General features: G+C 69.5%; 26 protein-coding genes and 1 tRNA gene. 18 read left to right on the top strand and 9 right to left on the bottom strand.

The window, feature by feature from the left end; all coding sequences use genetic code 11:
* Positions 1 to 109: 109 nt before the first annotated feature.
* Both MBA17_RS27390 and MBA17_RS27395 read right to left on the bottom strand, forming a co-directional pair.
* On the bottom strand, positions 110 to 928 hold the full coding sequence (locus MBA17_RS27390) for a class I SAM-dependent methyltransferase (protein WP_238499471.1): 819 nt from the start codon (positions 926 to 928) through the stop codon (positions 110 to 112).
* Between the two features lie 33 nt (positions 929 to 961).
* The gene (locus tag MBA17_RS27395) at positions 962 to 1,714 is read right to left on the bottom strand and encodes an SDR family NAD(P)-dependent oxidoreductase (RefSeq protein ID WP_238499472.1); all 753 of its coding nucleotides are present in this window, start codon (positions 1,712 to 1,714) and stop codon (positions 962 to 964) included.
* Positions 1,715 to 1,828: 114 nt separating this feature from the next.
* On the opposite strand from MBA17_RS27395, the gene mshA reads away from it, so the two are divergent.
* The 3 genes from mshA to MBA17_RS27410 are packed head-to-tail and all read left to right on the top strand — an operon-like array spanning position 1,829 to position 4,359.
* Positions 1,829 to 3,106: a D-inositol-3-phosphate glycosyltransferase gene (mshA, locus tag MBA17_RS27400; protein WP_455432869.1), complete on the top strand. Its 1,278-nt coding sequence runs from the start codon at positions 1,829 to 1,831 to the stop codon at positions 3,104 to 3,106.
* Positions 3,107 to 3,116: 10 nt separating this feature from the next.
* Complete coding sequence (locus MBA17_RS27405) at positions 3,117 to 3,605, top strand: type III secretion system chaperone family protein (RefSeq protein ID WP_238499473.1); 489 nt, start codon at positions 3,117 to 3,119, stop codon at positions 3,603 to 3,605.
* Between the two features lie 10 nt (positions 3,606 to 3,615).
* Entirely contained in the window at positions 3,616 to 4,359 is a 744-nt protein-coding gene (locus tag MBA17_RS27410; RefSeq protein WP_238499474.1) for a phosphoglyceromutase, read from the top strand.
* Between the two features lie 266 nt (positions 4,360 to 4,625).
* Here the strand turns inward: MBA17_RS27410 and MBA17_RS27415 are convergent, their stop codons facing one another.
* Positions 4,626 to 5,765 (bottom strand): sensor histidine kinase, encoded by a 1,140-nt coding sequence (locus tag MBA17_RS27415; protein ID WP_238499475.1) that lies wholly within the window; start codon positions 5,763 to 5,765, stop codon positions 4,626 to 4,628.
* Positions 5,762 to 6,418, bottom strand: a complete 657-nt coding sequence (locus MBA17_RS27420; RefSeq protein ID WP_238499476.1) for a response regulator transcription factor — start codon at positions 6,416 to 6,418, stop codon at positions 5,762 to 5,764. Before MBA17_RS27420 ends, MBA17_RS27415 begins: the two co-directional genes overlap by 4 nt.
* Positions 6,419 to 6,624: 206 nt before the next feature.
* Here MBA17_RS27420 and MBA17_RS27425 point away from each other — a divergent pair, with 206 nt between their 5' ends.
* Both MBA17_RS27425 and MBA17_RS27430 read left to right on the top strand, forming a co-directional pair.
* On the top strand, positions 6,625 to 8,064 hold the full coding sequence (locus MBA17_RS27425) for an MBOAT family O-acyltransferase (protein ID WP_238499477.1): 1,440 nt from the start codon (positions 6,625 to 6,627) through the stop codon (positions 8,062 to 8,064).
* Positions 8,065 to 8,156: 92 nt separating this feature from the next.
* Positions 8,157 to 9,317, top strand: a complete 1,161-nt coding sequence (locus tag MBA17_RS27430; protein WP_238499478.1) for an alginate O-acetyltransferase AlgX-related protein — start codon at positions 8,157 to 8,159, stop codon at positions 9,315 to 9,317.
* Here the strand turns inward: MBA17_RS27430 and phoU are convergent.
* Positions 9,289 to 9,939, bottom strand: a complete 651-nt coding sequence (phoU, locus tag MBA17_RS27435) for a phosphate signaling complex protein PhoU (RefSeq protein WP_238499479.1) — start codon at positions 9,937 to 9,939, stop codon at positions 9,289 to 9,291. The genes MBA17_RS27430 and phoU overlap by 29 nt on opposite strands.
* A 124-nt stretch (positions 9,940 to 10,063) precedes the next feature.
* Between phoU and MBA17_RS27440 the strand changes: the two genes are divergently transcribed.
* Both MBA17_RS27440 and MBA17_RS27445 read left to right on the top strand, forming a co-directional pair.
* On the top strand, positions 10,064 to 11,251 hold the full coding sequence (locus tag MBA17_RS27440) for a sensor histidine kinase (protein ID WP_238499480.1): 1,188 nt from the start codon (positions 10,064 to 10,066) through the stop codon (positions 11,249 to 11,251).
* Complete coding sequence (locus MBA17_RS27445) at positions 11,248 to 11,937, top strand: response regulator (RefSeq protein WP_238499481.1); 690 nt, start codon at positions 11,248 to 11,250, stop codon at positions 11,935 to 11,937. The genes MBA17_RS27440 and MBA17_RS27445 overlap by 4 nt, the downstream gene beginning before the upstream one ends.
* 138 nt (positions 11,938 to 12,075) lie before the next feature.
* Here the strand turns inward: MBA17_RS27445 and MBA17_RS27450 are convergent, their stop codons facing one another.
* Positions 12,076 to 12,642, bottom strand: a complete 567-nt coding sequence (locus MBA17_RS27450) for a copper chaperone PCu(A)C (protein WP_238499482.1) — start codon at positions 12,640 to 12,642, stop codon at positions 12,076 to 12,078.
* Positions 12,643 to 12,969: 327 nt separating this feature from the next.
* On the opposite strand from MBA17_RS27450, the gene MBA17_RS27455 reads away from it, so the two are divergent.
* The 4 genes from MBA17_RS27455 to MBA17_RS27470 all read left to right on the top strand — a co-directional run bounded on the left by MBA17_RS27455 (position 12,970) and on the right by MBA17_RS27470 (position 14,814).
* The gene (locus MBA17_RS27455; protein ID WP_238499483.1) at positions 12,970 to 13,452 is read left to right on the top strand and encodes a CarD family transcriptional regulator; all 483 of its coding nucleotides are present in this window, start codon (positions 12,970 to 12,972) and stop codon (positions 13,450 to 13,452) included.
* 17 nt (positions 13,453 to 13,469) lie between these two features.
* Positions 13,470 to 13,934, top strand: a complete 465-nt coding sequence (gene ispF, locus MBA17_RS27460) for a 2-C-methyl-D-erythritol 2,4-cyclodiphosphate synthase (protein ID WP_238499484.1) — start codon at positions 13,470 to 13,472, stop codon at positions 13,932 to 13,934.
* A gap of 242 nt (positions 13,935 to 14,176) precedes the next feature.
* Entirely contained in the window at positions 14,177 to 14,446 is a 270-nt protein-coding gene (locus tag MBA17_RS27465) for a GlsB/YeaQ/YmgE family stress response membrane protein (RefSeq protein ID WP_238499485.1), read from the top strand.
* Positions 14,447 to 14,547: 101 nt separating this feature from the next.
* Positions 14,548 to 14,814, top strand: a complete 267-nt coding sequence (locus MBA17_RS27470) for a GlsB/YeaQ/YmgE family stress response membrane protein (protein WP_238499486.1) — start codon at positions 14,548 to 14,550, stop codon at positions 14,812 to 14,814.
* 449 nt (positions 14,815 to 15,263) lie between these two features.
* Here the strand turns inward: MBA17_RS27470 and MBA17_RS27475 are convergent, their stop codons facing one another.
* On the bottom strand, positions 15,264 to 16,715 hold the full coding sequence (locus MBA17_RS27475) for a DUF2637 domain-containing protein (RefSeq protein ID WP_238499487.1): 1,452 nt from the start codon (positions 16,713 to 16,715) through the stop codon (positions 15,264 to 15,266).
* Positions 16,716 to 16,778: 63 nt separating this feature from the next.
* Here MBA17_RS27475 and MBA17_RS27480 point away from each other — a divergent pair, with 63 nt between their 5' ends.
* The 4 genes from MBA17_RS27480 to MBA17_RS27495 all read left to right on the top strand — a co-directional run bounded on the left by MBA17_RS27480 (position 16,779) and on the right by MBA17_RS27495 (position 19,710).
* Positions 16,779 to 17,168: a PPOX class F420-dependent oxidoreductase gene (locus MBA17_RS27480; protein WP_238499488.1), complete on the top strand. Its 390-nt coding sequence runs from the start codon at positions 16,779 to 16,781 to the stop codon at positions 17,166 to 17,168.
* 57 nt (positions 17,169 to 17,225) lie between these two features.
* Positions 17,226 to 18,623: a cysteine--tRNA ligase gene (gene cysS / locus MBA17_RS27485; protein ID WP_238499489.1), complete on the top strand. Its 1,398-nt coding sequence runs from the start codon at positions 17,226 to 17,228 to the stop codon at positions 18,621 to 18,623.
* A gap of 19 nt (positions 18,624 to 18,642) precedes the next feature.
* Positions 18,643 to 19,584 carry a 23S rRNA (guanosine(2251)-2'-O)-methyltransferase RlmB gene (rlmB, locus tag MBA17_RS27490; protein WP_238499490.1) on the top strand — a complete coding sequence of 314 codons (942 nt, stop codon included), beginning with the start codon at positions 18,643 to 18,645 and terminating at the stop codon, positions 19,582 to 19,584.
* 53 nt (positions 19,585 to 19,637) lie between these two features.
* Positions 19,638 to 19,710, top strand: a tRNA-Thr gene (locus tag MBA17_RS27495).
* Positions 19,711 to 19,784: 74 nt separating this feature from the next.
* Here MBA17_RS27495 and MBA17_RS27500 read toward each other — a convergent pair.
* Positions 19,785 to 20,141, bottom strand: a complete 357-nt coding sequence (locus MBA17_RS27500) for a tyrosine-type recombinase/integrase (protein WP_238499491.1) — start codon at positions 20,139 to 20,141, stop codon at positions 19,785 to 19,787.
* A gap of 90 nt (positions 20,142 to 20,231) precedes the next feature.
* Here MBA17_RS27500 and MBA17_RS27505 point away from each other — a divergent pair, with 90 nt between their 5' ends.
* Positions 20,232 to 20,732 carry a hypothetical protein gene (locus tag MBA17_RS27505; protein WP_238499492.1) on the top strand — a complete coding sequence of 167 codons (501 nt, stop codon included), beginning with the start codon at positions 20,232 to 20,234 and terminating at the stop codon, positions 20,730 to 20,732.
* A 970-nt stretch (positions 20,733 to 21,702) separates the two neighbouring features.
* Here the strand turns inward: MBA17_RS27505 and MBA17_RS27510 are convergent.
* The gene (locus MBA17_RS27510; RefSeq protein WP_238499493.1) at positions 21,703 to 22,146 is read right to left on the bottom strand and encodes a hypothetical protein; all 444 of its coding nucleotides are present in this window, start codon (positions 22,144 to 22,146) and stop codon (positions 21,703 to 21,705) included.
* A 279-nt stretch (positions 22,147 to 22,425) separates the two neighbouring features.
* Here MBA17_RS27510 and MBA17_RS27515 point away from each other — a divergent pair, with 279 nt between their 5' ends.
* Complete coding sequence (locus MBA17_RS27515; protein ID WP_238499494.1) at positions 22,426 to 23,394, top strand: AraC-like ligand-binding domain-containing protein; 969 nt, start codon at positions 22,426 to 22,428, stop codon at positions 23,392 to 23,394.
* A gap of 788 nt (positions 23,395 to 24,182) precedes the next feature.
* The gene (locus tag MBA17_RS27520) at positions 24,183 to 24,752 is read left to right on the top strand and encodes a hypothetical protein (protein WP_238499495.1); all 570 of its coding nucleotides are present in this window, start codon (positions 24,183 to 24,185) and stop codon (positions 24,750 to 24,752) included.
* Positions 24,753 to 24,829 lie beyond the last annotated feature (77 nt).

Raw genomic sequence — 24,829 nt, forward strand, 5'->3', positions numbered from 1 at the left:
GCGGCCATTACGACCCGTAGTACTACGGGTCGTCGAGTTGGCCGTATCGGCCTCCAGAAGCGCGCTCATCTCCCTGTCCCCCCGATCGGCGTCTTCTTGGGCACACAGCCTACGCGCACTTCGAGGGGGCCACCGGCGCCCACGGCAGGGTCAGCTCCCCGAGCCGCCAGCGGGACCGGCCGCCCAGCGGCGGGCGGGCGCAGACGGGCCACGACCCCGCGAGCGTCTCCACCGTGGCGAGCCACCGCTGCCGCCTCCCGAACGACGCGTACGGCGAGCAGATCGCCCAGGCGCGGTCGAGCTCGGTGAGCAGGGCGTGCACGGGCTCGCCGGGCACGTTCCGGTGGATCAGCGTCTTCGGCAGCCGCTCGGCCAGGTCGGAGGGCCGCTCGAACCCGGTGAACCGGGCGGAGAGGGTCAGCGTGCGCGGCCCCTCCCCGCCGATCGCCGCCCAGGCCGCCCGGTGCCCGACCTCCGAGCACGTGCCCTCCACGATCACCCCGGCCGGGTCGATCCGCGAACGCATCAGCTCCCACGCCTCCCACGCCTCCGCCTCGCCGTACTGGCGGAGCACGTTGAAGGCGCGGACGAGCAGCGGCGGGCGGGTGACGGGCAACTCGAAGCCGCCGAGCGCGAAGGTCAGGCCGGGCCGTTCGTACGGCAGCGCGGCGGCGACCCGGCCCGGGTCGATCTCGATGCCGGTGACCTCGACGCCGGGGCAGATCCGGCGGAGCCGCAGGAAGAGCTCGACGGTGGTGGCGGGCGACGCGCCGTACCCGAGATCGACGACCAGCGGGCGGGACGCCGAGCGGAGGAGCCCGCCGTACACGGCGGCGATCCAGCGGTCGGCGCGGCGCAGCCGGTTGTGGCCGGTGGTGCCGCGGGTGACCGCCCCGACCAGGCCGGCCGGGCGGTGCCGCGCGCTCACCCGCGCCGGCCGGTCACGGGGAGTTCACAAGGGTCACGAAGGGGTCGCCGTCACGCGGTGGACCTTGTGCTGGGCGGCCTGGGCGCGGGGCTTGATGACCAGGCGGTCGACGTTGACGTGGGCGGGGCGGGTGACGCACCAGGCGATCGCGTCGGCCACGTCGTCGGCGGTGAGGGGATCGGGCACGCCCGCGTAGACGCGGGCGGCGGCGGCGGCGTCGCCGCGGAACCGGTTCACCGCGAACTCGTCGGTGCGCACCATGCCGGGTGCGATCTCCACGATCCGGACCGGCTCGCCGACCAGCTCCAGCCGCAGGGTCTCGGTCATCGCGGTCTGCGCGTGCTTGGCGGCGCAGTAACCGCCGCCGCCCTCGTAGGAGATCAGCCCGGCCGTCGAGGTGAGCATCAGCAGCACGCCGTCGCCCGACTCGACCAGTTTGGGGAGCAACGCCTTGGTCACCCGCAACGTGCCGAGCACGTTCGTGTCGTACATCCGCTGCCAGTCGGCGGGGTCGGCCGCGGCGACGGTATCCAGGCCGAACGCGCCGCCGGCGTTGTTGACCAGCACGTCGCACCGGTCGAGCCCGGCGAGCAGCGCGTCGACCGACTCCTGCGAGGTGACGTCGAGCGTCACCGGCGTCACCCCGGGCACCTCGGCGGCCAGCTCGTCGAGCCGGTCACGCCGCCGCGCCGCGGCGACGACCCGGTAGCCCTCGGCCGCCAGCCGCCGCGCGGTCGCCGCCCCGATGCCGCTGCTCGCCCCGGTCACCACAGCCGTCTTCGTCATGGCTCCTCATCCTGCCAGCACCCCGCCGCGCGGCGGACCCGGCCCTGTTTAGTCGCATGCCGGGGAATCACGGATGGTTCGGGGTGGTTGATACCCCTCTGGAGGTGGTGTCAGGTGAGGCGACGACGGGTCAACCGGGTCGCGACGATCAGCATGCACACGTCCCCGCTGGACCAGCCGGGCACCGGCGACGCGGGCGGCATGAACGTGTACATCGTGGAGGCGGCCAAACGCCTCGCGGAGCTGAACGTCGAGGTAGAGATCTTCACCCGGCAGACCGCGCGCGGCCTGCCGCCGTCGGTCGAACTGGTTCCCGGCGTGACCGTGCGCCACGTCACCGCCGGCCCCTACGAGGAACTGGACAAGGGCGATCTGCCCGGCCAGCTCTGCGCCTTCCTCTCGGGCGTGCTGCGCACCGAGGCGACGTACGACCCGGGCCGCTACGACGTCATCCACTCCCACTACTGGCTGTCCGGCCAGGTCGGCTGGCTGGCCAAGGAACGCTGGGGCGTGCCGCTCGTGCACACCATGCACACCATGGCGAAGGTCAAGAACCTGCTGCTCGCCGACGACGACCGGCCCGAGCCAACCGCCCGCGTGCTCGGCGAGGAACAGGTCGTCGAGATCGCCGACCGCCTCGTCGCCAACACCGCCGCCGAGGCCCAGGAGCTCATCGACCTGTACGGCGCGCCGCCCGGAAAGGTGGCGGTGGTCAACCCCGGCGTCAACCTCTCGGTCTTCCAGCCCGCCTCCCAGGGCGCGGCGCGGCACCGGCTCGACCTGCCGCAGGACGCGCACGTGCTGCTGTTCGTCGGCCGCATCCAGCCGCTCAAGGCCCCCGACGTGCTGCTCCGCGCCGCCGCCAGGATGCTGATCGAGGACCCCGCCCTTCGTTCCCGCCTGATCCTCGCCTTCGTCGGCGGCCCGAGCGGCAACGGCCTGTCCCGCCCGTCCCTGCTGGCCGACCTGGCGGAGTCGCTGGGCATCAGCGACGTCGTACGGCTGGTGCCGCCCGCCCCGCAGGACGAACTCGCCGACTGGTACCGCGCGGCCGACGTGACCGTGGTCCCCTCGCACAGCGAGTCCTTCGGCCTGGTCGCCCTGGAGTCGCAGGCGTGCGGCACGCCGGTGGTGGCCGCCGCCGTGGGCGGGCTGCGCACCGCCGTACGGGGCGGGGTCTCCGGGGTGCTCGTCGACGGGCACGATCCGGACGACTGGGCGCGGGTGCTGACCAGGTTCGTGCGCAGTCCCGACTGGGTGGCGACCCTGTCCGCCGGCGCCGTCGGGCACGCGGCGGCCTTCGGCTGGTCGGCGACCGCGTCCCGGCTGGCCGAGGTCTACGCGGGAGCCATGGCGCACCTGCACCACATGCCCGTGGCGGTCAACTCGTAAGGTGGCCCGCATGAGCGTTGCGAGTGTGGTGGAGTCGGCGCTGCAGGCCGCCGAGGCGTCGTACGAGCAGCCCCGGCCCGGCGCGTTCCTGGTCAAACTGCCGGGCCAGCACAAACTGGCCACGATGGCCTGGCTCATCGTCGGCGACCAGGTGCTGCACGTGGAGGCGTTCTTCTGCCGGCAGCCCGACGAGAACCACGCCCAGTTCTACCGCTGGCTGCTGTCCAAGAACGGCTCCATGTACGGCGTGCACTTCTCGCTCGACGAGGTGGGCGACGTCTACCTGGTCGGCAGGCTGCCGCTGGGCGCGGTCTCCGACGAGGAGGTCGACCGGCTGCTCGGCTGCGTGCTGACCTACTCCGACGAGTCCTTCGACCGGGCCCTGGAGATCGGGTTCGCCTCCTCGATCAGGCGGGAGTGGGAGTGGCGGGCCAAACGCGGCGAGTCGCTCGCCAACCTGCGGGCGTTCGCGAGGTTCGCGGATCCCGAGCGTCGATAAGCTGGTGCCCATGGCGACTTTGGTGCTGTTGCGGCATGGCGAAAGTGACTGGAACGCGAAGGGGCTGTTCACCGGTTGGGTGGATGTCAGCCTCTCGGCCACCGGCGAGACCGAGGCGAGGCGGGGCGGGCAATTGCTGCTCGACGCGGGCGTCCGGCCCGATGTGGTGCACACGAGCCTGCTGACGCGGGCGATTCAGACCGCCGACCTCGCGCTCGGCGCCGCAGACCTGTTGTGGCTGCCGGTGCGGCGGTCCTGGCGGCTCAACGAGCGGCACTACGGCGCGCTGCAGGGCAAGGACAAGGCGCAGACCCGCGCGGAGTTCGGCGACGAGCAGTTCATGCTCTGGCGCAGGTCCTACGACACCCCGCCGCCGCCGATCGCCGACGACGACGAGTACAGCCAGGCCGGCGACGCCCGCTACGCGCTGCTGCCGCCGGAGCTGATGCCCCGCACGGAGTGCCTCAAGGACGTCGTGGACCGCATGCTGCCGTACTGGTACGACGAGATCGTGCCCGACCTCGCGGCCGGCCGCACGGTGCTCGTGGCCGCGCACGGCAACTCGCTGCGGGCGCTGGTCAAGCACCTCGACGGGGTCAGCGACGAGAAGATCGCGGGGCTCAACATCCCGACCGGCATCCCGCTGAGCTACGAGCTCGACGAGAGCTTCAAGCCGGTCGCCCCCGGCGGCAGATATCTCGACCCGGAGGCCGCCAAGGCCGCCATCGAGGCCGTCGCCAACCAGGGCAGGTAGCCCCAGGACGAGCACGTCCTGAGTCCGGTCGGCGGTCGGTCTCGGAGTCGCCTTGGCGGCCTCGGGGTGAGCGACTCGGTTTCGGCGCTCGGCCCGTTCGTGGTGGATGCCCGAGCCAGTCATCGATCGTCACGTTCTGTGTGAGGCGAAGGGTGTCGAGGTCTGTCTTCACCGACCGATCCTCGGCACCCTTCGCTGTGCCCGCGGACCCTCCTGGCCGACCTTTCGCTTCTCGGCATGCGCTGATCTCCTGGTGGTGGGCAGGTTCACCACGCCTCGTACGGCAGCCGCACGGTGACCGTGAGACCACCCTGGTCGCGCGGCCGCGCGGCGACCGTGCCCCCGTGCGCGACGGCGATGGCCCGGACGATCGACAGACCGAGCCCGCTGCCGCGCTCCGAGTCCAGCCGGTCGCCGTGCAGCCGCCGGAACGGCTGGAAGATCGCCTCGATCTCGTACGGCGGCACGGCGGGCCCGGTGTTCGCGACCACCAGCTCCACCATGTCGCCGCACCGCTGACTGGTCACCCACGCCTCGCCGTCCGGCAGGTTGTGCCTGATCGCGTTCTCCACGAGGTTCTGCACCAGCCGCTCGACCAGTGCGGGGTCACCCGTGGTCGGGGCGCATTCCGGCACGCTGTGCACGGTGACCCCGCGTTCCCCGGCCTCCGTCGCCGCCTGGCCCGCGACATGCTCCACCACGTCGGCCAGGTCGAACGGGCTTCGGTCGAGGATCGCCTGCTCGCCCTCGGCCAGCGCGAGCAAGCCGTCGATCAGCCGCTGGTGTCTGGCGTTGACCAGCAGCAGCGACTCGCCGAGCCGCCTGACCTCCGTGGCCGCGCCAGGCCCGCGGATCGCCACCTCCACCAGGGTGCGGTTGACGGCGAGCGGGGTGCGCAACTCGTGCGAGGCGTTGGCGATGAACCGCCGCTGCCCGTCCAGGACGCGGGCCAGCCGTCCGAGCATGAGATCGAAGATGTCGGCCACCTCCTTGATCTCATCGTCCGGCCCGTCGTAGCCGATGCGCTCGGTCAGGTCGTGGCTCTGCGCCACCCGCCGGGCGGCAGACGTCACCTTCCGGGCCGGGCGAAGCGCCCAACCGGCCGCCCACCAACCGGCCCCACTGGCGATCACGGTGGTTCCGAGCAGGGCGAGGGCTCCCCAGTCGCGTGCGTTGCGCATGGTGTCGCGCAGGTAGCCCACCACGCGCGCCCCTTCGTGTTGCACGAGGCGGCGGTCCATCGGCACATACCTCCCGTCGTCGGTCAGCAGCACCGCAGGGCCCAAATCCGGGGCTTGGAGCCCCTGCCGGACAACGAGGAGGACGACGGCCAGCAGCAGGGCGCCGATCAGGAGGGACATGACGCCGAACAGCAGGGCGAACCTCAACCGGACCGTCGTTCTCATGGAATCCGGTACCCGACCCCTGGGACGGTCTCGATGACCTGGGGCTCGCCCAGCTTGCGGCGCAGTTTCATCATCGTGGTCCGCACCGTGTTGGTGAACGGGTCGATGCGCTCGTCCCACACCTTCTCCAGCAGCTCCTCGGCCGATACCACGGCGCCGCGCGCCCGCAGCAGCCGGGCGAGCACGCCGAACTCCTTGCGGGCCAGCGGGACGTAACGGCCGGCGCGGAAGACCTGCAGGTGAGCCGGGTCGAGGCTGATGCCCGCGTGTTCCAGGATCGGCGGATCGGCGGCGTTGGCGCGGCGGCTCAGCGCGCGCACCCGGGCCAGCAGTTCCTCGAAGGCGAACGGCTTGGGCAGGTAGTCGTCGGCGCCCAGGGACAGGCCCGCCACGCGGCTCCGCACGTCGCCGGCGGCGGTGAGCATGAGGATCCGGACCCGCCCGCCCGCCTCGACCGCCTTCCGGCAGACGTCGTCGCCGTGCACCCGCGGCAAGTCCCGGTCCAGGATGAGCACGTCGTAGTCATGGACGGCGAGCCGTTCCAGGGCCGCCTCGCCGTTGTAGGCGACGTCCACGGCCAGCGACTCTCCACGAAGGCCGGCCGCGACCGAGTCGGCGAGCATCCGCTCGTCCTCGGCGACCAAGATCCGCATCGTTTCCTCCCCGCGCCTTTCGGTGCACCCATACTTCTTCTTCGGGTTTTCTTCGGGTTTCATTGGGCGCCACGTGCCCACCGTCGTTCAAGCCTGGCAGCGGCGAAATAACGCGGGCATAACCAAATCCGGTTATGCCCGCATGATCGGCCGTCTGTTTACCTGCGTCGTGTCCTCCCCGTCTTTTGAAAGTCTCTGGGACACCGATGTCGTTCGCCTCCCCCTTGTTCCTGTGGTTCTTCATGCCGGCCACGCTGCTGGCCTACTGGGTACTCCCGCCGCGCCACCGCAACATGGTCGTCGCCGCGGCCAGCCTGCTCTTCTACACCTGGGGTGCCGGGCCGTACACCCTGCTGCTGCTGTCGGCCATCGCCGTCAACTACGGGGCCGGCCTCGCGCTCGATTCGGCGCGGCTGCGGGAACGGCCCCGGGCGCGCCGCAATGTGTTGCTGGGGACCGCCGGGTGGAATCTGGCGATGCTCGCGGTGTGGAAGTACGCCGGTTTCGCCAGCTTGCAGATCGACGCCCTGGCGGGCGCGCTGGGGCTGGGCCACAGCCCGATCGTGACCCTGGCCCTGCCGATCGGGATATCGTTCTTCACCTTCCACCACCTGTCGTATGTGGTGGACGTCTACCGCGGGAGCACGCCCGCCCAGCGAAGCCCTGTCCGGTTCATCACCTACATCGGGATGTTCCCCCAGCTCATCGCCGGGCCGATCGTCCGGTACCACGAGATCGCCGGGCAGCTCGGCGACACCCCCCGGGACCGCCTCGGCGACCTCGCCGCGGGCTTTCCCCGCTTCGCCCTGGGCCTGGCCAAGAAGGTGATCGTCGCCGACTCGCTGGCCGCCATCGCGGACGCCGCGTTCGCGCACGCCGGCGGCCCGATCAACACTCCGACGGCGTGGCTGGGGGCGTCGGCCTTTGCCCTGCAGATCTACTTCGACTTCTCCGGCTACTCGGACATGGCCGTCGGCCTCGGCATGATGTTCGGGTTCCGGCTTCCGGAGAACTTCGACCGGCCGTACTCGGCGTACTCCGTCACCGACTTCTGGCGGCGCTGGCATATGTCGCTGTCCCGCTGGTTCCGTGACTACGTCTACATCCCGCTGGGCGGCAACCGTGGCGGGGCGCCGAAGACCTACCGCAACCTACTGATCATCTTCGTGCTGTGCGGTTTCTGGCACGGCGCCGGCTGGACCTTCCTGGTGTGGGGCCTGTACCACGGCGTCCTGCTGGTGGCCGAACGGCTGCTCGGCTGGGATCGTCCGCCCGGCGCCGCCTGGGCCCTGGTGCTGCGCCGCGGCATGACCCTGCTGCTGGTCGTGGTCGGCTGGGTGTTCTTCCGGGCGGAGAGCATGGCCGAGGCCGGGGGCATGCTGCGGGCGATGTTCACCTGGCGGCCGGGCGAGCTCGACGAGTTCGTCGCGTTCGCCGCCAACCACCAGCGGATGGCCGTCTTCGCGCTGGCGCTGGTCGTGGTGGCACTGCCGACCTCGTCGGCAGTCGGCCCGCTGATCCATCCGGACGGGGGCCCGGTGGCGGTGCGGCTGGCCCGTGCCGCGGTGACGTGGGTGGCGGCCCCCTACGCGGCGATGCTCGTCGCCGCCGGCACCTTCAGCCCTTTCCTCTACTACCAGTTCTGACGAGTTTCCGAGTGAGGGCACCGATGACCGCTGAACGGACCGAACCGGCCCCATCCCCAGCCCGGGGCCGCCGCCCATCGGCGCGGCGACCGATGACGTTGCTGGCCGCGGCGCTGTTCTTCGCCGGTCCCGCGCTGGCCTTCGCTGCGGGCGATCGGGCGGTGGAGCTCGAGAACCGGAGGTTGCCGGAGTTCCCGGCGTTGTCGCGCGGCTGGGAGGTCATCCCGGACATGGAGGCCTGGGCGACGGCTCACCTGCCGCTGCGCCGGCACGCGGTCCGTGGCAACGCCGCCTTGTCGGAATTCCTGTTCAAGGAGGCGCCGTCGTACGGCACGGCGGGCGCCCCGGGCTATCCGCGGGTGATCGAGGGGCGTGACGGCTGGCTCTACTTCGGCGACGACGTGACCGAGGCGTGCCGGCCACGCTGGTCCATCGCCGAGACCCTGAAACGCCTGCGCCGCCTGGCCGAGATCGTGCGAAGATCCGGCAGGCGGTTCCTTTTCACGGTGGCCCCCGATAAGACCACGATTTACCCGGACCGGCTGCCGGAACGCTTCCCCGGCCAGGCCTGCCTGGGGAAACGCAAGCAGGAGTTCTGGGCAGCGCTGCGGGCGGCCCACCTGCCCGGTCACATAGATCTCCGGGACCCGCTGGAGCGGGCGCAGCGGGAGTCCGGCACGCCGGCGTACTGGCGGACCGACAGCCACTGGAACGAGCGCTCCGCCGGTCTGTACGGCAGGGAACTGGCCCGGGCGCTCCAACCCGGCCTGTCCCGAGAAACCCGGCTGGTGAAAGCCGGGCAGGCGTCGCGAAGCGGCGACCTGGGCGGGCTGCTCGGCATACCCCTCGAGGAGACCATCGACCGGTGGAGACTCGTCCGGGACGGCGTGCGGCGGTTCCGGCAGGACGATCGAGAACTGCCCGTGTCGTTCAGCACCGCCAACGCCTCGGACCGGGCGCCGCTGTACCAACCCCGGACCCTGCTCATCGGCGACTCGTTCACCCGCAACTCGCTGCCGTGGGTGCTGCCGTACTTCGCCGACGTCACCTACCTGCGTAGTGACGCGCCCGCCAAGGCAGGGCCGGACTACCTCGCGGAAAAGGTCGCTCGGAGTGAGACTGTGGTACTCGAGATCGTGGAGCGCCATCTCGTCGGCGGCCACGCCGAGATGCTGGACGACGCCACGTTCGCCGTCCTCGACCGGACGCTCCGCCGCGCGTCTGCTACAGCTCCTGCGGGCGGGAGCCGGTGACCAGGTAGACCACGTCACGGGCCACGCGTACGGCGTGGTCCGCGTACCTCTCGTAGTAGCGGCCGATCAGCGTGACGTCGATGGCCTGCTCCACGGCGTACTTCGAGTCCTTGGCCAGCAGCACCCGGAACAGTTTGCGGTGCAGCTTGTCCATGGCGTCGTCGTCCTGCTCCAGCTCCAGCGCCGACTCCACGTCCCGCGAGGCCACACAGCTGCCCGCCTTGGTGACCAGGCGCTCGGCGATCTGCCCCATCTCCAGGATCGTCGAGCGCAGCTCGGGCGGGATCGCGGAGTCGGGGTGGCGAAGCCGCGTGATCTTGGCGACGTGCTCGGCCAGATCGCCCATCCGCTCCAGGTCGGAGCCCATCCGCAGGGCCGTGATGACCATGCGCAGGTCGACCGCCACCGGCTGCTGCCTGGCCATCAACTCGAAGATCGTCGAGTCGATCTCGGCGTAGATCCGGTTGACCTCGTCATCCTGGGAGATCACGCTCTCCGCGAGCTGCAGGTCGGAGTCCAGGAGTGCGGTGGTCGCCCGGGAGATCGCCGAACGGACCAGCCGGGTCATCTCGACCAGCCGGTCGGTGAGGGAGTCGAGCTCTTCGTGGTAGGCGTCGCGCATGCCGCAACCGTACGCGCGCGATGATTAACGAACCTCGACCAGTACGTGAACTTTGCGGGAAACGCCGTGGTCATCCCCATGTCAGTAGCTCGTTACCCCGATTCTCCGGCCTACCATCGGAAGTGTGAGCGAGCTACTGGCGAGTTTGGCGGCGCTGGCCGGGTTCGTAGTGGGAGCGGTGGCCGTACTGGTCATACGCAACCACAACGAGAACCGGCGCGCGGCCGACGTCACCGACCAAACGGACCCGAGTGCCCTGCTGCCGCAGGGGGTCGCCTCGGTCCTCGCCGTGCTTCCCTCCTCCGCCGTGGTGCTCTCCCGCGCCGACCGGGTCCTGCGTGCCAGCTCGGCGGCCAGGGCGTTCGGCCTGGTGAAGGGCGACCACCTGATGGCCGTGGAGCTGCTGGCCATGGCCAGGCAGGTGCGCAGGGACGGCGAGATCAGGGAGAGCGAGATCGAGGTGGCCGGGCACAAGTTCGGCCAGGAGACGACCAGCTTCGCCGTACGGGTGGCCCCGCTGGGCTCGCACGGCCAGGTGCTCGTCCTCGCCGAGGACCAGACCGAGCGCCGCAGGGTGGAGGCCGTACGGCGCGACTTCGTGGCCAACGTCAGCCACGAGCTCAAGACGCCGGTGGGCGCGCTCAGCCTGCTGGCCGAGACCATCCAGGACGCGGCCGACGACCCCGAGGCGGTCACCCGCTTCGCCGGCCGTATGCAACACGAGGCCGCCCGCCTCACCTACCTGGTCCAGGACCTGATCACGTTGTCGAGGATCCAGGGCGGCGAACCCATCCCGACCCCCGGCCCCGTCTCCGTCGACGAGTCCGTGCACGAGGCCATCGACCGGTGCAACACCAAGGCGGCGGCCAAGGACATCACGCTCGTCGCCGGCGGCACCGAGGGCCTGCGTGTCTGGGGCGACGACGAACTGCTCGTCACCGCCCTCCGCAACCTCATCGACAACGCGGTCGCCTACAGCCCGGAGCACACCCGCGTCGTGGTCAGCGCGCGTCCCGCGGGAGACTCCGTGGAGCTGAGCGTGAGCGACCAGGGCATCGGCATCCCGGAATCAGCCCAGGAGCGGATCTTCGAGCGGTTCTTCCGCGTCGACGCCGCCCGCTCACGGGCCACCGGTGGCACCGGCCTCGGCCTGGCCATCGTCAAGCACGTCTCCGTCGCGCACGGCGGCGAGGTGACGGTCTGGAGCAAGGAAGGCTCCGGCTCCACCTTCACCCTTCGCCTGCCCGCCTTCGGCGGCATCGCGATTCCCGTACCAAGCACAACCACCGATCCCCTGGAGGCCGCGAAATGACCCGCGTACTCGTTGTCGAGGACGAGGAGTCGTTCTCCGACGCGCTGTCGTACATGTTGCGCAAGGAGGGGTTCGAGGTCGCGGTCGCGGCGACGGGTCCCGAGGCGCTCGACACCTTCGACCGCAACGGCGCCGACCTGGTGCTTCTCGACCTCATGCTCCCCGGCCTGCCCGGCACCGAGGTGTGCCGTTCGCTCCGCCAGCGGTCCAAGGTCCCCGTCATCATGCTGACGGCCAAGGACAGCGAGATCGACAAGGTGGTGGGCCTCGAACTCGGCGCCGACGACTACGTGACCAAGCCGTTCTCCTCGCGGGAGCTGGTGGCGCGGATCCGCGCCGTCCTGCGCCGCCAGGGGGACGTGGAGGAGCTGGAGTCGGCGATCCTGGCCGCCGGGCCGGTCCGGATGGACGTCGACCGGCACATCGTGGCGGTCCGCGGCCAGCAGGTGCAGCTGCCGCTGAAGGAGTTCGAGCTGCTGGAGGTGCTGCTGCGCAACGCCGGGCGGGTGCTGACCAGAGGCCAGCTCATCGACCGCGTCTGGGGCGCCGACTACGTGGGCGACACGAAGACCCTCGACGTGCACGTCAAGCGGCTGCGGGCCAAGGTGGAGGCCGACCCCTCCAGCCCGCGGTGCATCCTGACCGTGCGCGGGCTGGGCTACAAGTTCGACCCGGTGGAGGACTGACCTCCCCGAACCTGCGCGACCCCGGCCCGCCGTCTCTCGTACGGCGGGCCGGTCGTTCGTTCAACGCCTGGCGGGGTGCGTGCCGATGACCGCCGCACCGTCGCCGAGTCCTGTGCTCAGTGCCTGCTCAGCGGCTGCTCAGTGCCCGGTGGGGGCCGCCGGGGTGGCGGAGGGCGCCGGGGACGGGGGCGCGATGGCGCCGGGGACGGGCGGCAGGGTCGCGAACTCGCGGCTGCGGGCGATCACCGGCATCGTCACCGCCACAGTGCCCGTGTTGGCGAACTGGAGGTTCACGATGATGCTCTCGCCGCCGGTGAGGGTCTTCGTGAGGCCCTCGATGTTGAGCTTGGGGGTGGGGACGCCGCTGCTCACCCGCTTGTTGGTCCACAGCGTGATGGGCGTGTCGATCTTCACGGTGCCGTTGCCGTTGGTGGTGGCGCTGACGAGCGTGTCGGAGTTCTGGCCCGTGTTCACGACCGACAGGTAGATCGGCGCGGATCCGCCCTGGGGCAGCGAGCCGCCGGAGTCGGGGCCGAGAATGAACGCCTGGTCGACGACGATCTCCTTGACCTTGATCGACGTCGCCTCGGTGGGGGCGTAGTGCTTGCTGGTGTTGGCGTCGAATCCGGCGGCACAGCCGGCCAGAGCCGGGGCGGCTGCGAGGATCGCGGCGAAAACCACCCAGCGACGGCTGATGCTGGTCACGGTTCGGGGTCTCCTTCTCGGGGGACTTTTTCGGGGGTGCCTGCGAGGGCGTCTGCGAGGGTGTTTCGAGGGTGTTTTCGAGGTGTCTTCGAGGACGAAGAGTGTGATAGGGCAGGCCAACCCTATCCGGCGGGAAACCCGGTCCAGCACCTGAGGTAGGGGCATACCCATGCAGGTCATCCACTATGTCAGCCTTTGCGCTTCACATAGTCGACCGCTTGTCAAGCCCTAAAATGAGGCTTTGACCTGCAGTTATGGTGATTTCACTGTTTCGGGAGCCTGTGGATGCGTGGTACTCTGGAGTACAGCGGAAGGGGTATCTGTCACATGACTTTCCAGGTCGGCGACACGGTCGTCTACCCCCACCATGGGGCTGCTCGCATCGAAGCCATCACGACCCGAACCATCAAAGGTGCGGAAAGGACCTACCTGGTGCTCAAGGTCGACAAGGGCGACCTTACCGTCCAGGTGCCGGCTGAGAACGCTGAGCTGGTCGGCGTGCGTGACGTGGTCGGCCAGGAAGGCCTTGAACGCGTCTTCGACGTCCTCCGCATGCCGCACACCGAGGAACCTACCAACTGGTCCCGTCGTTACAAGGCCAACCTAGAGAAGCTGGCGTCCGGCGACGTCAACAAGGTGGCCGAGGTCGTTCGCGACCTTTGGCGGCGTGACAAGGAGCGCGGCCTGTCCGCAGGCGAGAAGCGCATGCTGGCCAAGGCGCGCCAGATACTCGTCAGCGAGCTCGCGCTGGCGGAGAAGACCAACGAGGACAAGGCTGAGGCCCTGCTCGACGAGGTTCTCAACTCCTGAGCGCACTGTTCCCGAGGGTGGGCGTCGGCGTCGACGTCCACCCGTTCGCATCCGGACGCCCGCTGCACCTCGCCGGCCTGTACTGGCCGGACGAGACCGGTCTGGCGGGCCACTCCGACGGCGACGCGGCCGCCCATGCAGCCTGCGACGCACTGCTCTCCGCCGCCGGGCTCGGCGACCTGGGGGCGCTGTTCGGCACCTCCGATCCTCGCTGGGCAGGTGCCTCGGGCGCCGTGCTGCTGGCCGAGACCGCCCGCCAGGTGCGTGCGGCGGGTTTCCAGATCGGCAACATCGCGATCCAGGTGATCGGCAACCGCCCCAAGCTGGCGCCTCGCCGAAGTGAGGCGGAGAAGGCGCTGGGCGAGGCGGCGGGTGCGCCGGTGAGCGTCAGCGCGACCACCACCGACGGACTCGGCCTCACCGGCCGTGGCGAGGGCGTGGCCGCCGTCGCGACCGCGATCATCCTTGACTCCGTTTCCTGACCGCCGTTTTCCGGCAATTGGCAGATCTTTCCTCATAACGGGGCCAACCTGGCGTCCAGGAAACGCGTCTAATCAACGGGATCCCTTATGGGTGTCCCGGCGGGCGGCGCGGATGCTCGCCGAATCATCAAGGGCGGCGGTCCGCATCTGGCGCGGTGCGGGCCGTCACCCGCTTCACCTGCGGATTAGTGGGTAGTTTCCCCTGTTAGTAGGGCATGTCAGCGATAACGGGGGAGCTCGACATGATCGGAACCATCATCTGGGCGGTAGTGATCGGCGCCATCATCGGCGCCCTCGCACGCCTTATCGTCCCGGGGCGCCAGAACATGAGCTGGGGCCTCACGATCATCGTCGGCATCGTCGCCGCGCTGATCGGCACTCTGATCGCGCAACTCTTCGGCGTGGCCACCACGTCCGGCGTCGACTGGATCGAGCTGGCGTTCCAGATCATTCTCGCGGTCGTCGGAGTGCTCATAGTCAGCCGGATGACGGCCGGCCGAGGTCGCGCTTGACCCATTTACCTGCGAGTTCGCGAAAATCGCGATTAGTGCGGCGATATAGGGTAAAGGGCTGCCCGTGAGAGTGAAGATGTCGCTCTCACGGGGAGGTTGATATGACCATCGAGTCCATTCTCGGCGCGATCGTCATCGGAGCCGTCGTCGGTGCGCTCGGCCGGCTACTGCTTCCCGGCAGGCAGCCGATCGGCTGGATCCTGACGATCGTCGTCGGAATCGTCGCCGCGCTCGTGGGCACGCTCATCGCCCAAGTCCTCCAGGTGCAGACGACGTCCGGCCCCGACTGGATCGAACTCGCCCTGCAGATCGTGCTCGCCGTCGTGGGCGTCGGCCTGGTCGCCGGCCTTCGCCGTACCAGTCGCTGACCACGCGTCACCCCATACCGCCCGCCCGCACCCGCTCGGCCTTCCACGGCCGGGCGGGTCGCTTGTGCGCACCCGTGTCGCACGCTGGTCCGTGGCTCACGGATGCCGGCGGCCGGCGCCTTCCGGCTGCCGGTGCCCTCCGGCGGTCAGTTCCCCGGCGGTCAGTTCCCCGGCAGTCAGTTCCCCGGCGGTCAGTCCTCCGGCGGCAGCCGGATGCCGCCCGGCGGTGGCCGGTCCTCGGGGGCAGCGAAGCGCCGTCCTGAGGTGACGGCGGTGGCCGGTCTCCGGGGGCAGTGGAATGCCGCCCGGTGACGGCGGTGGCCGGTCCTCGGGGGCAGCGGAATGCCGCCCTGAGGTGATGTCCTCAGAGGGCAGCGGAATGCCGCCCGGTGACGGCGGTGGTCGGTCCCCGGGGGCGGCGGAATGCCGCCCTGCGGCGACGGCGGACGTCAGTCCTCGGGGGGCAGCGGAGTGCTGCGCATGCGTCCTGACGGTGGAGCGGACGGTGTCTCTCCGGTGGAGGGGGCGTCCTGCTCCTGCTCCTCGCCGTCGGCCAGGTCGGCGCCGTGGATGGGATCCGTGTAGGTTACCGGGCCGATGTCCGGCTCGGTGTCCGGGCCGGTGTCGAGATCGTCGTCCACGGCTGCGGCCGGGTGTTCGACGTCCGGCTCGGTGTCCCGCGCGCCCGTGCGGGAACGTCCCCGGCCGAAGGCGCGCAGAGGCTGCGTGTCCGTGTCCTTGTCCGCCTCTCGTACGGCAGGCGGCGGGGTGTCGTTCTCGTCGGAGTCCTGAGGGCCGGCCGTCTCCCAGCTCTCGACCCGCTGTCCTACTGCGCCCTCCCCGGGTGTCTCGGGGGCCGGGCGAGGGTGGACGAGGATGTCCTGCGTCGGTTCGCGGGTGGAACTGCTCCGGATCAGGTCGCCCCAGCGGAGTGGGAGGTCGGGTGAGCGGGGCGGGAGGGAGCGTGACCTGGGGTTCGGGTTGGCCCCTGCCACGCGGACCGGCAACGGCGGGGGTGTGGCGCGCGAGGAGTCGGACGTTTCTCCTGCCCTGCTCGCGGCGGCGGGTGCGGGTTCCGCTGCGACCGGCTCCGCGATGACCGGTCCTGCGACCGGCTCTGATACCGGCTTCGTGACAGGCTTCGTGATGACCGGCTCCGCGATGGCCGGTCCTGCGACCGGGGCTGACACCGGCTCCGCGACCGGCTCTGCGATCGGGGCTGACACCGGCTCCGCGACCGGGGCTGCGGTCGATCGCCCGGCCGGTTCGGCGGGTGTGACCGCTCGGAAGGAGGGGACAGGGGAGGGTACGGGGTCCGGGGCGGGTGCGGGCTCGGGCGCCGAGGCCGCCGGTGGCTCGGGGACGGGCGCGCGGTGGAAGGGCACGATGTCCTGATCGCCGGTCGCCTGGCCGGCCGTACCGCGTCTGTCGTGCGCATGCTTGATCATCAACAGCCACAGCCAGAGGGCGATGACCAGCATGACCCAGGGGGTCACGGCCACGCCGACGGCTGCCTGCCGTACATCGATGGTGGTGCCCACGGCGGTGGTCACCTCGACCGTCGCGGCCGCCAGCACCAGCAGGACCAGCACCACGGCGGCCTGGAGGCGGACGTGCAGACGCGCGGAGCGCAACAGCAGGACGCTGATCAGCGCGACGGCCAGCAGGGCGTCGAATCCGGCTGGATACAGGTAGGCGAGGTCGGCGCGTGCCTGGCCCTTCTCGGCCAGCACGCGGAAGTCGTCGAACGACAGGACGCACGCGGTGGCGCCTAGCGCGGTGACTCCGAGACCGGTGAGAGCGATCCCGAGGCGGCGCAGGGTCAGCGTCATGCGGCCCGGCTCGGTGGCTGGGGACGGGCGGGAGGACTGGCCTGCCGCCGCGGGGGGAGATGCGTCCATGGCCCTTCGAGCCTACCGAGTGCGTCTGACATGATCGGAGCATCCACCGAGCGGGGAGAGCCCATGCCACCGTTGCCCGAGGACGTCAGGAAGCTGTACGACGGCCCCAACTTCGCCACCATCACCAGCTTGAACGTCGACGGAAGCGCACAGTCCACCGTCATCTGGGTGAAGACCGATGGAGACGACATTCTTTTCTCCACGGTCAAGGGTCGGCTAAAGCATCGCAATTTCGAGCGTGACCCCCGCGCCTCGCTGCTGGTAATCGATCCGGACGATCCGTACAACTACGCCACTGTGCGGGGAAGGGTCGCTTTCACCGACGACCCAGGTGGCACCCTCATCCAGGAGCTTTCCGGCAAGTATCTCGGCGTCCCGTGGACCAAGGACCAGCCTGACGTGCAACGAGTGATCGCGAGGGTCACCCCGGACCAGGCTCGGATGCGCCACTGAACCTCAACGTCGCACAACGCGGCTTGTGAGGCGGGGTGAGGCGTTAGCCTAGCCTTCGTGAGCCTGCGCATCTACGACACCAACACGCGAGCGGTCCGCGAGTTCGTTCCGGTCGAGCCCGGCCGGGCGTCGATCTACCTGTGCGGTGCCACCGTGCAGGCTCCGCCGCACATCGGACACATCCGCTCGGGCGTCAACTTCGACGTCCTCCGGCGCTGGATGACCCGTAGCGGTTACGACGTCACCTTCTGCCGCAACGTCACCGACATCGACGACAAGATCATCCGGGTCGCCGGAGTGGAAGACGTGCCCTGGTTCGTCGTCGCCGAGCGCAACCAGCGGGCCTTCACCTGGGCCTACCAGGTGCTCGGCTGCCTGCCGCCGACCGTCGAGCCGCGCGCGACCGGGCACGTGCCCGAGATGATCGAGCTGATGCTGCGCCTGATCGACGCCGGTCACGCCTACCCCGCCGGCGGCGACGTCTACTTCGACGTCGTGTCCTACGCGGACCGGTACGGCACGCTCTCCAACCAGAAGCTGGAGAACATCCGGGCCGCCTGCGACACCGACACCGACACCGCCAAGCGCGACCCGCGCGACTTCGCGCTCTGGAAGGGCGCCAAGCCCGGCGAGCCCACCTGGCCCACCCCCTGGGGCCCCGGCCGCCCCGGGTGGCACCTGGAGTGCTCGGCGATGGCGACCAAATATCTCGGGCCGACCTTCGACATCCACGGCGGCGGCGTCGACCTGATCTTCCCGCACCACGAGAACGAGCTGACCCAGTCACAGGCGGCAGGCGACGGCTTCGCCCGCTACTGGATGCACAACGGCCTGCTCACCATGGGCGGCGAGAAGATGAGCAAGTCGCTCGGCAACTCGCTCCTGATCCCCGAGATGCTCAAGAAGGTCAGGGCCGTCGAGCTTCGCTACTACCTCGTCGCGCCGCACTACCGCAGCGCGATCGACTACTCCGAGGAGGCCCTGCAGGAGGCCGCCGCCGGCTACCGGCGCATCGAGGGCTTCGTGACCAGGGCCGCCGAGGTGATCCACGACGTCGACGCGCACGCGCCGCTCCCGCAGACCTTCACCGACGCGCTCGACGACGACCTGGGAGTTCCCCAGGCGCTCGCCGTCGTGCACGAGGTGGTGCGCGAGGGCAACGTCGCGCTCGCCCAGGGCAACAAGGAGCAGGTCGCCAGGCTTCTCGCCGAGACGCAGAACATGCTCGACGTGCTCGGCCTCGACCCGCGCGCCGAGCAGTGGCGCTCCTCCAGCGACCACTCCGGGCTGCGCCAGACCGTCGACGCCCTGGTCATGGTGGCTCTGGAGCAGCGCCAGGCCGCCCGCGCCCGCCGCGACTACGCCGCCGCCGACGCCATCCGCGACCAACTCGCCGCCGCCGGAATCCTGGTGGAGGACACCCCCGCGGGTCCGCGGTGGGAAGTAGCCCGCTGAAGCCCTTAGGCTGATGCCCATGGCTGGTGGGGGTAAAGGGTCCGGCAGACCCGCGAAGAAGAAGAATCCGACCAAGGGCACCGGCGGCAACCGCCGCCGCGGGCTGGAGGGCAAGGGTGCGACGCCCCCTGCCCATATGCGGCACTGGTTCAAGGACAAGCCGCGCGCCGGCGGCTCCGGGGCCGAGCGTCCCACCGCCGCACGCCGTCCCCGCCGTGAGGACGCCCCCGAGTTCATGGGCGGCCGCAACCCGGTAGTCGAGGCCCTGCGCGCGGGCGTGCCCGCAAACACGCTCTACATCGGCCAGCGCGTCGAGAGCGACGACCGGGTTCGTGAGGCCATCAAACTCGCCTCCGAGCGCGGCATCGCCCTGCTGGAGGTCTCCCGCGACAAGCTCGACCGGCTGACCGAGGGCGCCGTCCACCAGGGCATCGCCCTCCAGCTCCCGCCGTACGAATACGCCCACCCCGACGACCTCGTCGTCCACGCGCAGGACGCCGCCGAGGTGCCGCTGATCGTCGCTCTCGACGGCGTCACCGACCCCCGCAACCTCGGCGCCATCGCCCGCTCCGCCACGGCCTTCGGCGCCCACGGCCTTCTCGTCCCCTCCCGCCGCTCCGCGGGCGTCACCGCCGGCGCCTGGAAGACCTCCGCCGGCACGCTCGCCAACCTCCCCGTCGCCCGCTCCGCCAACCTCACCGCCGCCCTCCGCGACTACCGCGAGGCCGGCCTCTTCGTGGTCGGCCTGGACGGCGAAGCCACCGTCGACCTCGCCGACGCCGACCTCCTCACCGAGCCCCTGGTCGTCGTCATCGGCTCCGAGGGCAAGGGCCTCTCCCGCCTGGTCCGCGAAACCTGCGACCTCGTCGTCCGCATCCCCATGCACACCGCCGCCGAGTCCCTCAACGCAGGCGTCGCCGCAGGCATCGCCCTCTACGAGGTGGCATCACGCCGCCGTTGATCGCGTTTGAATGGTGACGCTGAGCGTTCAGGACGGCTACACTGTTAGGCCGCGCCGACGTAGCTCAGCTGGCAGAGCAGCTGTCTTGTAAACAGCAGGTCAGGGGTTCGATTCCCCTCGTCGGCTCCCAGCTCAAAGGCCCCTTACGGTGATCGTAAGGGGCCTTTTGGATCTTGTACAGCTGCGAAATACAGCTACGGCTACGAATCGAGCTGGGCACCGAGGCGCTTGAGCGCTTTGCGGGTGTCTTCGTTGCTGACTTCGCTGTAGATGTTCATGGTGACCGCGATCTGGCCGTGCCGGAGGATCCGCATGGCTACGCGGGGGTCTACGTCGAGGGCGACGAGGAGGGACGCGCAGGTCTTCCGGGTCGCGTGGACGTTGACCATCCGGACTTTCGCTTTGCCGCAGGCCTTCTGGAAGCACCGGACGAGGTTCGACGGTTCGATGGCGCGTCCGCTGGCAGTGGTATGTCCCCTCCTTCTCCTCAGCGGGCTTCCTGCCGCCTTCCCCGGGCGGCGGCCATCACGGCCGGAAACAAAGCACCATGACCGCAAAGAAGGAGAAGCATCGGTTTACGAACGATGTCAGTATTCCAGCGCGCCTGAGCCTTTCACGCCTCCGAACATCCAGAAGTGGAGCGACTCATGTCCCGATCACTCATCTCCATAATCGGCCCGCGCAAGAGCATCGCCGTCCTTGCCTCGGCCGGCGTCCTGGCCACCGCGGGTACCCTCACGTTCGTCGGCCCCACCAACGCCAACGCCGCCGCGCCCAGCAAGTCGACGATCCAGTGCAGCAACGCCACGCTGAAGGGGCACTACATCTTCGGCGCCAACGGCACGTCGGTGTCCCCGAGCGGCGAGAGCATCCCGATCTCCACGGGCGGCCTCGACTACTTCGACGGCAAGGGCGGCGGCACCGGCATCGCCACCTTCGTGGTGAAGGACGCCCTGGTGAACGACCACACCCCGATCACGCTCTCCTACAACATCAAGAGCGACTGCAGCGGGAAGGCGTCGTTCCACCTGGGCGACAGCTCGGCGAACTTCAACGTGTACGCCGACCCCTCCGGGGCGACGTTCGTCCTGGTCGCCACCGACCCGGGCAACGTGCTGGCGGGCACCGAAACCCGAGTGAGCCGGTAACCTCCCCCGCCCTTTCGTCCCGCCCGCGGGGATCCGGCCGTCACGGCCGGTCCCCGCGGTTCTTTGTGCGCCGCTGCGTTGTGCGCGGCGCCGGGCGCCCGCGAGGAACTCCGCGACGTCGCCGCCGACGAAGCCGCTGCGTCGTCCTTCCGCCCGCCGCCGCGCAGAGCGAACCCGGCGACTAGTCCCGCAAACGCGTGAAGATCGCCACCTGGATCGCCGATTTCTACAACATTCGCCGCAGAAACAGCTCAGCTGACGGGCTGCCCCCGATCGACTACGAACACCGAATCATGACCGCCAGAGCGAGGCCCCGCGAGGCCATCGCCGCATAACGACGTCTCCACGATTTGAGGGGATTGCCAACCGTCGCCTTCCCGGAGGCCGTTGGACTACGGAATGGATCGCCAAATCCCTGTGCCGCCCCGGCCGGAACGCCTCCCGGGTACGAGCAGCTTGACCCAGCGCGAACGGCGAAAGCCCGCGACCCCGATCTGCCGACCGGCAACGCCCCCGAGGATATGCCGGACCTGGGCGGGTAGTGATCGTTTCGCTCGATGCTCGCTATGGGTAAACCGAGCGGTAGTTGCGGGACCGCCCGCCGTACTTCCCCTCGGGCCTCGGCCTGGCCATCGCCGCCGAACTGGCCGTCCGCTCCGGTGGCGCGCTGCGTCTGCTGCCCGCCACCTCGCGGCCTCGTTCAGTTCGCGCTCGGCCTGGCCGAGGTCCCGGTGCGCGTCCGCCACTGCCTCCCGCTCGTCCTGCTCGGTCACCCCCGGCTTGGTTCCCGGTTCCTTGTCGTAGCGCTCGGCGACCGTCAGCATGTCGGCTGCTCCGTCGGCAGCTCGCTCGTCTCTCCCGGCCAGGCGGCCGCGACGCGGCCCTGATCGGGTGGTCACGGGGCGCTTTGCGTATGCGCCCGAGGAAACACGTCCCCGTGCCGGTCAGTGTGGGACGGACGCGTCGGCGGTCAGTCGCAGAGATGGCCCCACGCCTGGTTGGGACGCCAGGTCTTCTCGCCGGAGGACGCACCCTTCCAACTGAAAGTCGCCACCACTGCGTAACTCTGCCGCGGAAATTTACACGGGTCGACGGTGGCGGTGGCGGCCGAGTCCTCGGTGCCATGCCAGCCGTCGTAATCCTTCGTGGAGCGCACCGTCACATAGTCACTGCCGCTGGTGCGCAGAAGCTTCACGTTGGTGACCTTGACCTGATAGCTGCCGCCACCGGCGACGTCGGTGATCTTCGCCCGCGCTCGGAAGGTGTCGGCGGTCTGGTCCCACCAGACGGTGGCGCAGCGTTTGACCTGGGTGCCGTAGCACTTCCAATCGCTTGCTGCGGACGCGGACGACGGGATGATGACGATCGACGCGCCAAGCGCCGCGGCGACCAACACGCCGGTAGTGCGGAACATCTGACTCCTCTTTCTCTGGCCTCGCCCATGGACCTTAGGGTCATCGTGGGCTTCGGACTTTGTCATTCATGCAGGGAAATTTGTCGGTAGTGCACCGCCACAAGTTGACTCCGCATCAGGCGAGGGCCCTGCGCGTGCCCGTCGAAGCCGTAGCGCAGCGAGAGAGAGTCCTGCCAAACTGATGTCAGGAACCGTCAGTGTCGAGGAGTGGCTTGTGGAGGAACGGGCCGAGGCATTGTCAGGCTGGCTTTATGACCGATGCAGACGAAGGTCTGCCTCATGAGCATGGTCCTGGACACCGCGTTCATGCCGCCGCGGGACCGGGAGGAAGTGGTCCGGCACGCGGTGTGGGAATCCATGGTGGCGGTCGACATCGATCACCGTCCCCCGGCTGAGGACATCGCCGTTCGCATAGGGCTCGGCGCCGTCGGGCCCCTCAGGATCTGCTCGGCGCGGGCGACCGCGACCACGATCCGTCGGACGGAGCAGTTGGCCCGGGAGGACAAGGAGCCGGCCGTCTTCCTCGGTCTTCAGGTGACGGGCACCAGCCTGGTGGTGCAGAACGGTCGCCAATGCCTGTTGAGGCCGGGAGACTTCGCCGTCTACGAATCGATCGCTCCCTACACACTTCTCTTCGACGAGGGAGTCGACCACCACTTCTTCCGTTTCCCCCGCGCGGCACTCGCGCTCCCCGAGCGGTTGCTGCGAGACATCGCCGCGGTCTCCCTGGGGTCCGACAACCCCATCGCGCGTCTCGCCTTCACCTACTTCTCCCAACTGGCCGTCAGCGACGACATGCGCCAGGGCGTGCACGCCGACGCCGTCGTGGAACCCAGCATCGAACTGCTCCGTGCCGTCTTGGCGTCCCAGCACGGTAACTCCAGCCTGATGAGAGCACCGTTGGAGGCGACACTCAGCCTGCGGATCACTCATTACGTCCGGGCGCACCTGGCTGATCCCGATCTGTCGGCGGCACGGATCGCCGCTGCACACGGCATCTCCGTGCGTCATCTCTACGCTGTGCTGTCCCGCTCGGGCATCAGCCTCGGAGACTGGATCCGCACACGCCGCTTGGCCGAATGCAGGCGAGAGTTGGCCGGCCCGAACGGATTGCTGCGGACAATCGCAGCAATAGGACGGAGTTGGGGCTTCGTGGACGCGACCCACTTCAGCAAGGTATTCAAACAGGTATACGGAATCTCGCCTCGGGCCTGGCGCGACCAGAACCACCCCCGCTCCTCCGCGTGATGGTCGCAAGCGGCACCTGCGGGTGTTCGACGTCGCCGGCGACGGTCTCACGGGTGGCCGGGTGCTCGCGGAGGCCTGGTTCCGCAAGAAGCGACCTCGTCCTTCTTCACGGGACCATCCCGCGAGCGCGGGGCCGACGTCACCATCGTCATCGGTGACCTGCCGCGCGTGGGACCATCCCCGCGCGGGGATGGTCTCGTCCGGTCGGGGTCTTGTGCTTCTCCAGGGCGTCGGCCCCGCACGCGCGGGGATGGATGGTCCCTCTTACGGCGGGGCGACCCCCCGCCAGGCCCTCGACGGCCCCTGCACGTGCGGGGATGCTCGTGCGTCGGCATGGTTTCTATCCCACCGGCCGAAGGCGAGTGAGACCACTAATACGTTGCGCGCCATGATCGTTAAGTCAGCTGGTTCACCAGACGGGCGATTATCGGGGTGTGCCCGAGGGGGTCGCTGAGGGAATTTCGGCACTTTCTTCTCTAGGCGCGCTATTGGAAGGGGTCGGTGTCTAGGGCCGCCGGGCCCTACCGGTCACGGGCCGAGGCGTGACTCTGCGAGGCCGGACGTGATCCAACCGAGCTCCAAGTCGTCATTTAGTTCGTCGTAGTGGAGATCCACAAGGGGCCTGATCATTTCACCGGCAGCGCAGGGGTTGCCACTCAATGACAGATGTCACGCCGTCTGATGACATCCTCACCTCTTCAGCTGCGGTTTCGGCACTACTGGCGCCCGATCTCCTCTTAGAGGCTGGACCCATGGATACCCCCACCCAGTACAAGAGGAGTTCTTCCATGGCCAGCCACACCCCCGAAGGCATGAGCTGGATTACCTGGTTGAAGAGGCGCTGGCCGACCGCGCTGGCGCTGGCGGTGACGGCCCTGGCCTTCGGCGGCAGCGAGTCAGCCGAGGGCGTGGCCGCGCTGGCCCACGCCCTACCGGTCCTGCCGTTGCTCTATCTCGCGATGGCCAAGCTGCGGCGGCGCGAGGCGACCTGGCCTGGGCTGGCGATCGGGATCGTCGCCGTCGTCGGCCTGCGGATGCTGGACCTGATCCCGCCAGCCGCCTTCTTCGCCGCAATCGCGCTCGCTCTCCTGGTCTGGGCCGGCATGGACGGGCAGCTCCGCCGGGACGGCTCGTTCCGGGTTCAGGCGCTGGGCATGCTCTTCTTCGGCGCGCTCGCCTTGGCAGGCCTGATCGTCGATCCGGAGCTGGGCCGCTATCTGGTGGCCGCCGGCTGGTTCCTCCACGGCGTCTGGGACTTCGTCCACCTGAAGCAGGACAAAGTAGTGGCTCGTTCCTTCGCGGAATGGTGCGGCGTCGTGGACATCGTGATCGCCGCCGAACTCGTCTTCATGCTGTAGCCACCCTGCGGACGCGTTCGCCACGCTGCTCGTCGCGGCCCTCGGGGAGCTGAGCGCCTGGTCCGTTGCCGTGAATC

Origin of the sequence: Dolomitihabitans soli, assembly GCF_022213955.1 — a bacterium.
GTDB lineage: Bacteria > Actinomycetota > Actinomycetes > Streptosporangiales > Streptosporangiaceae > Streptosporangium_A > Streptosporangium_A soli.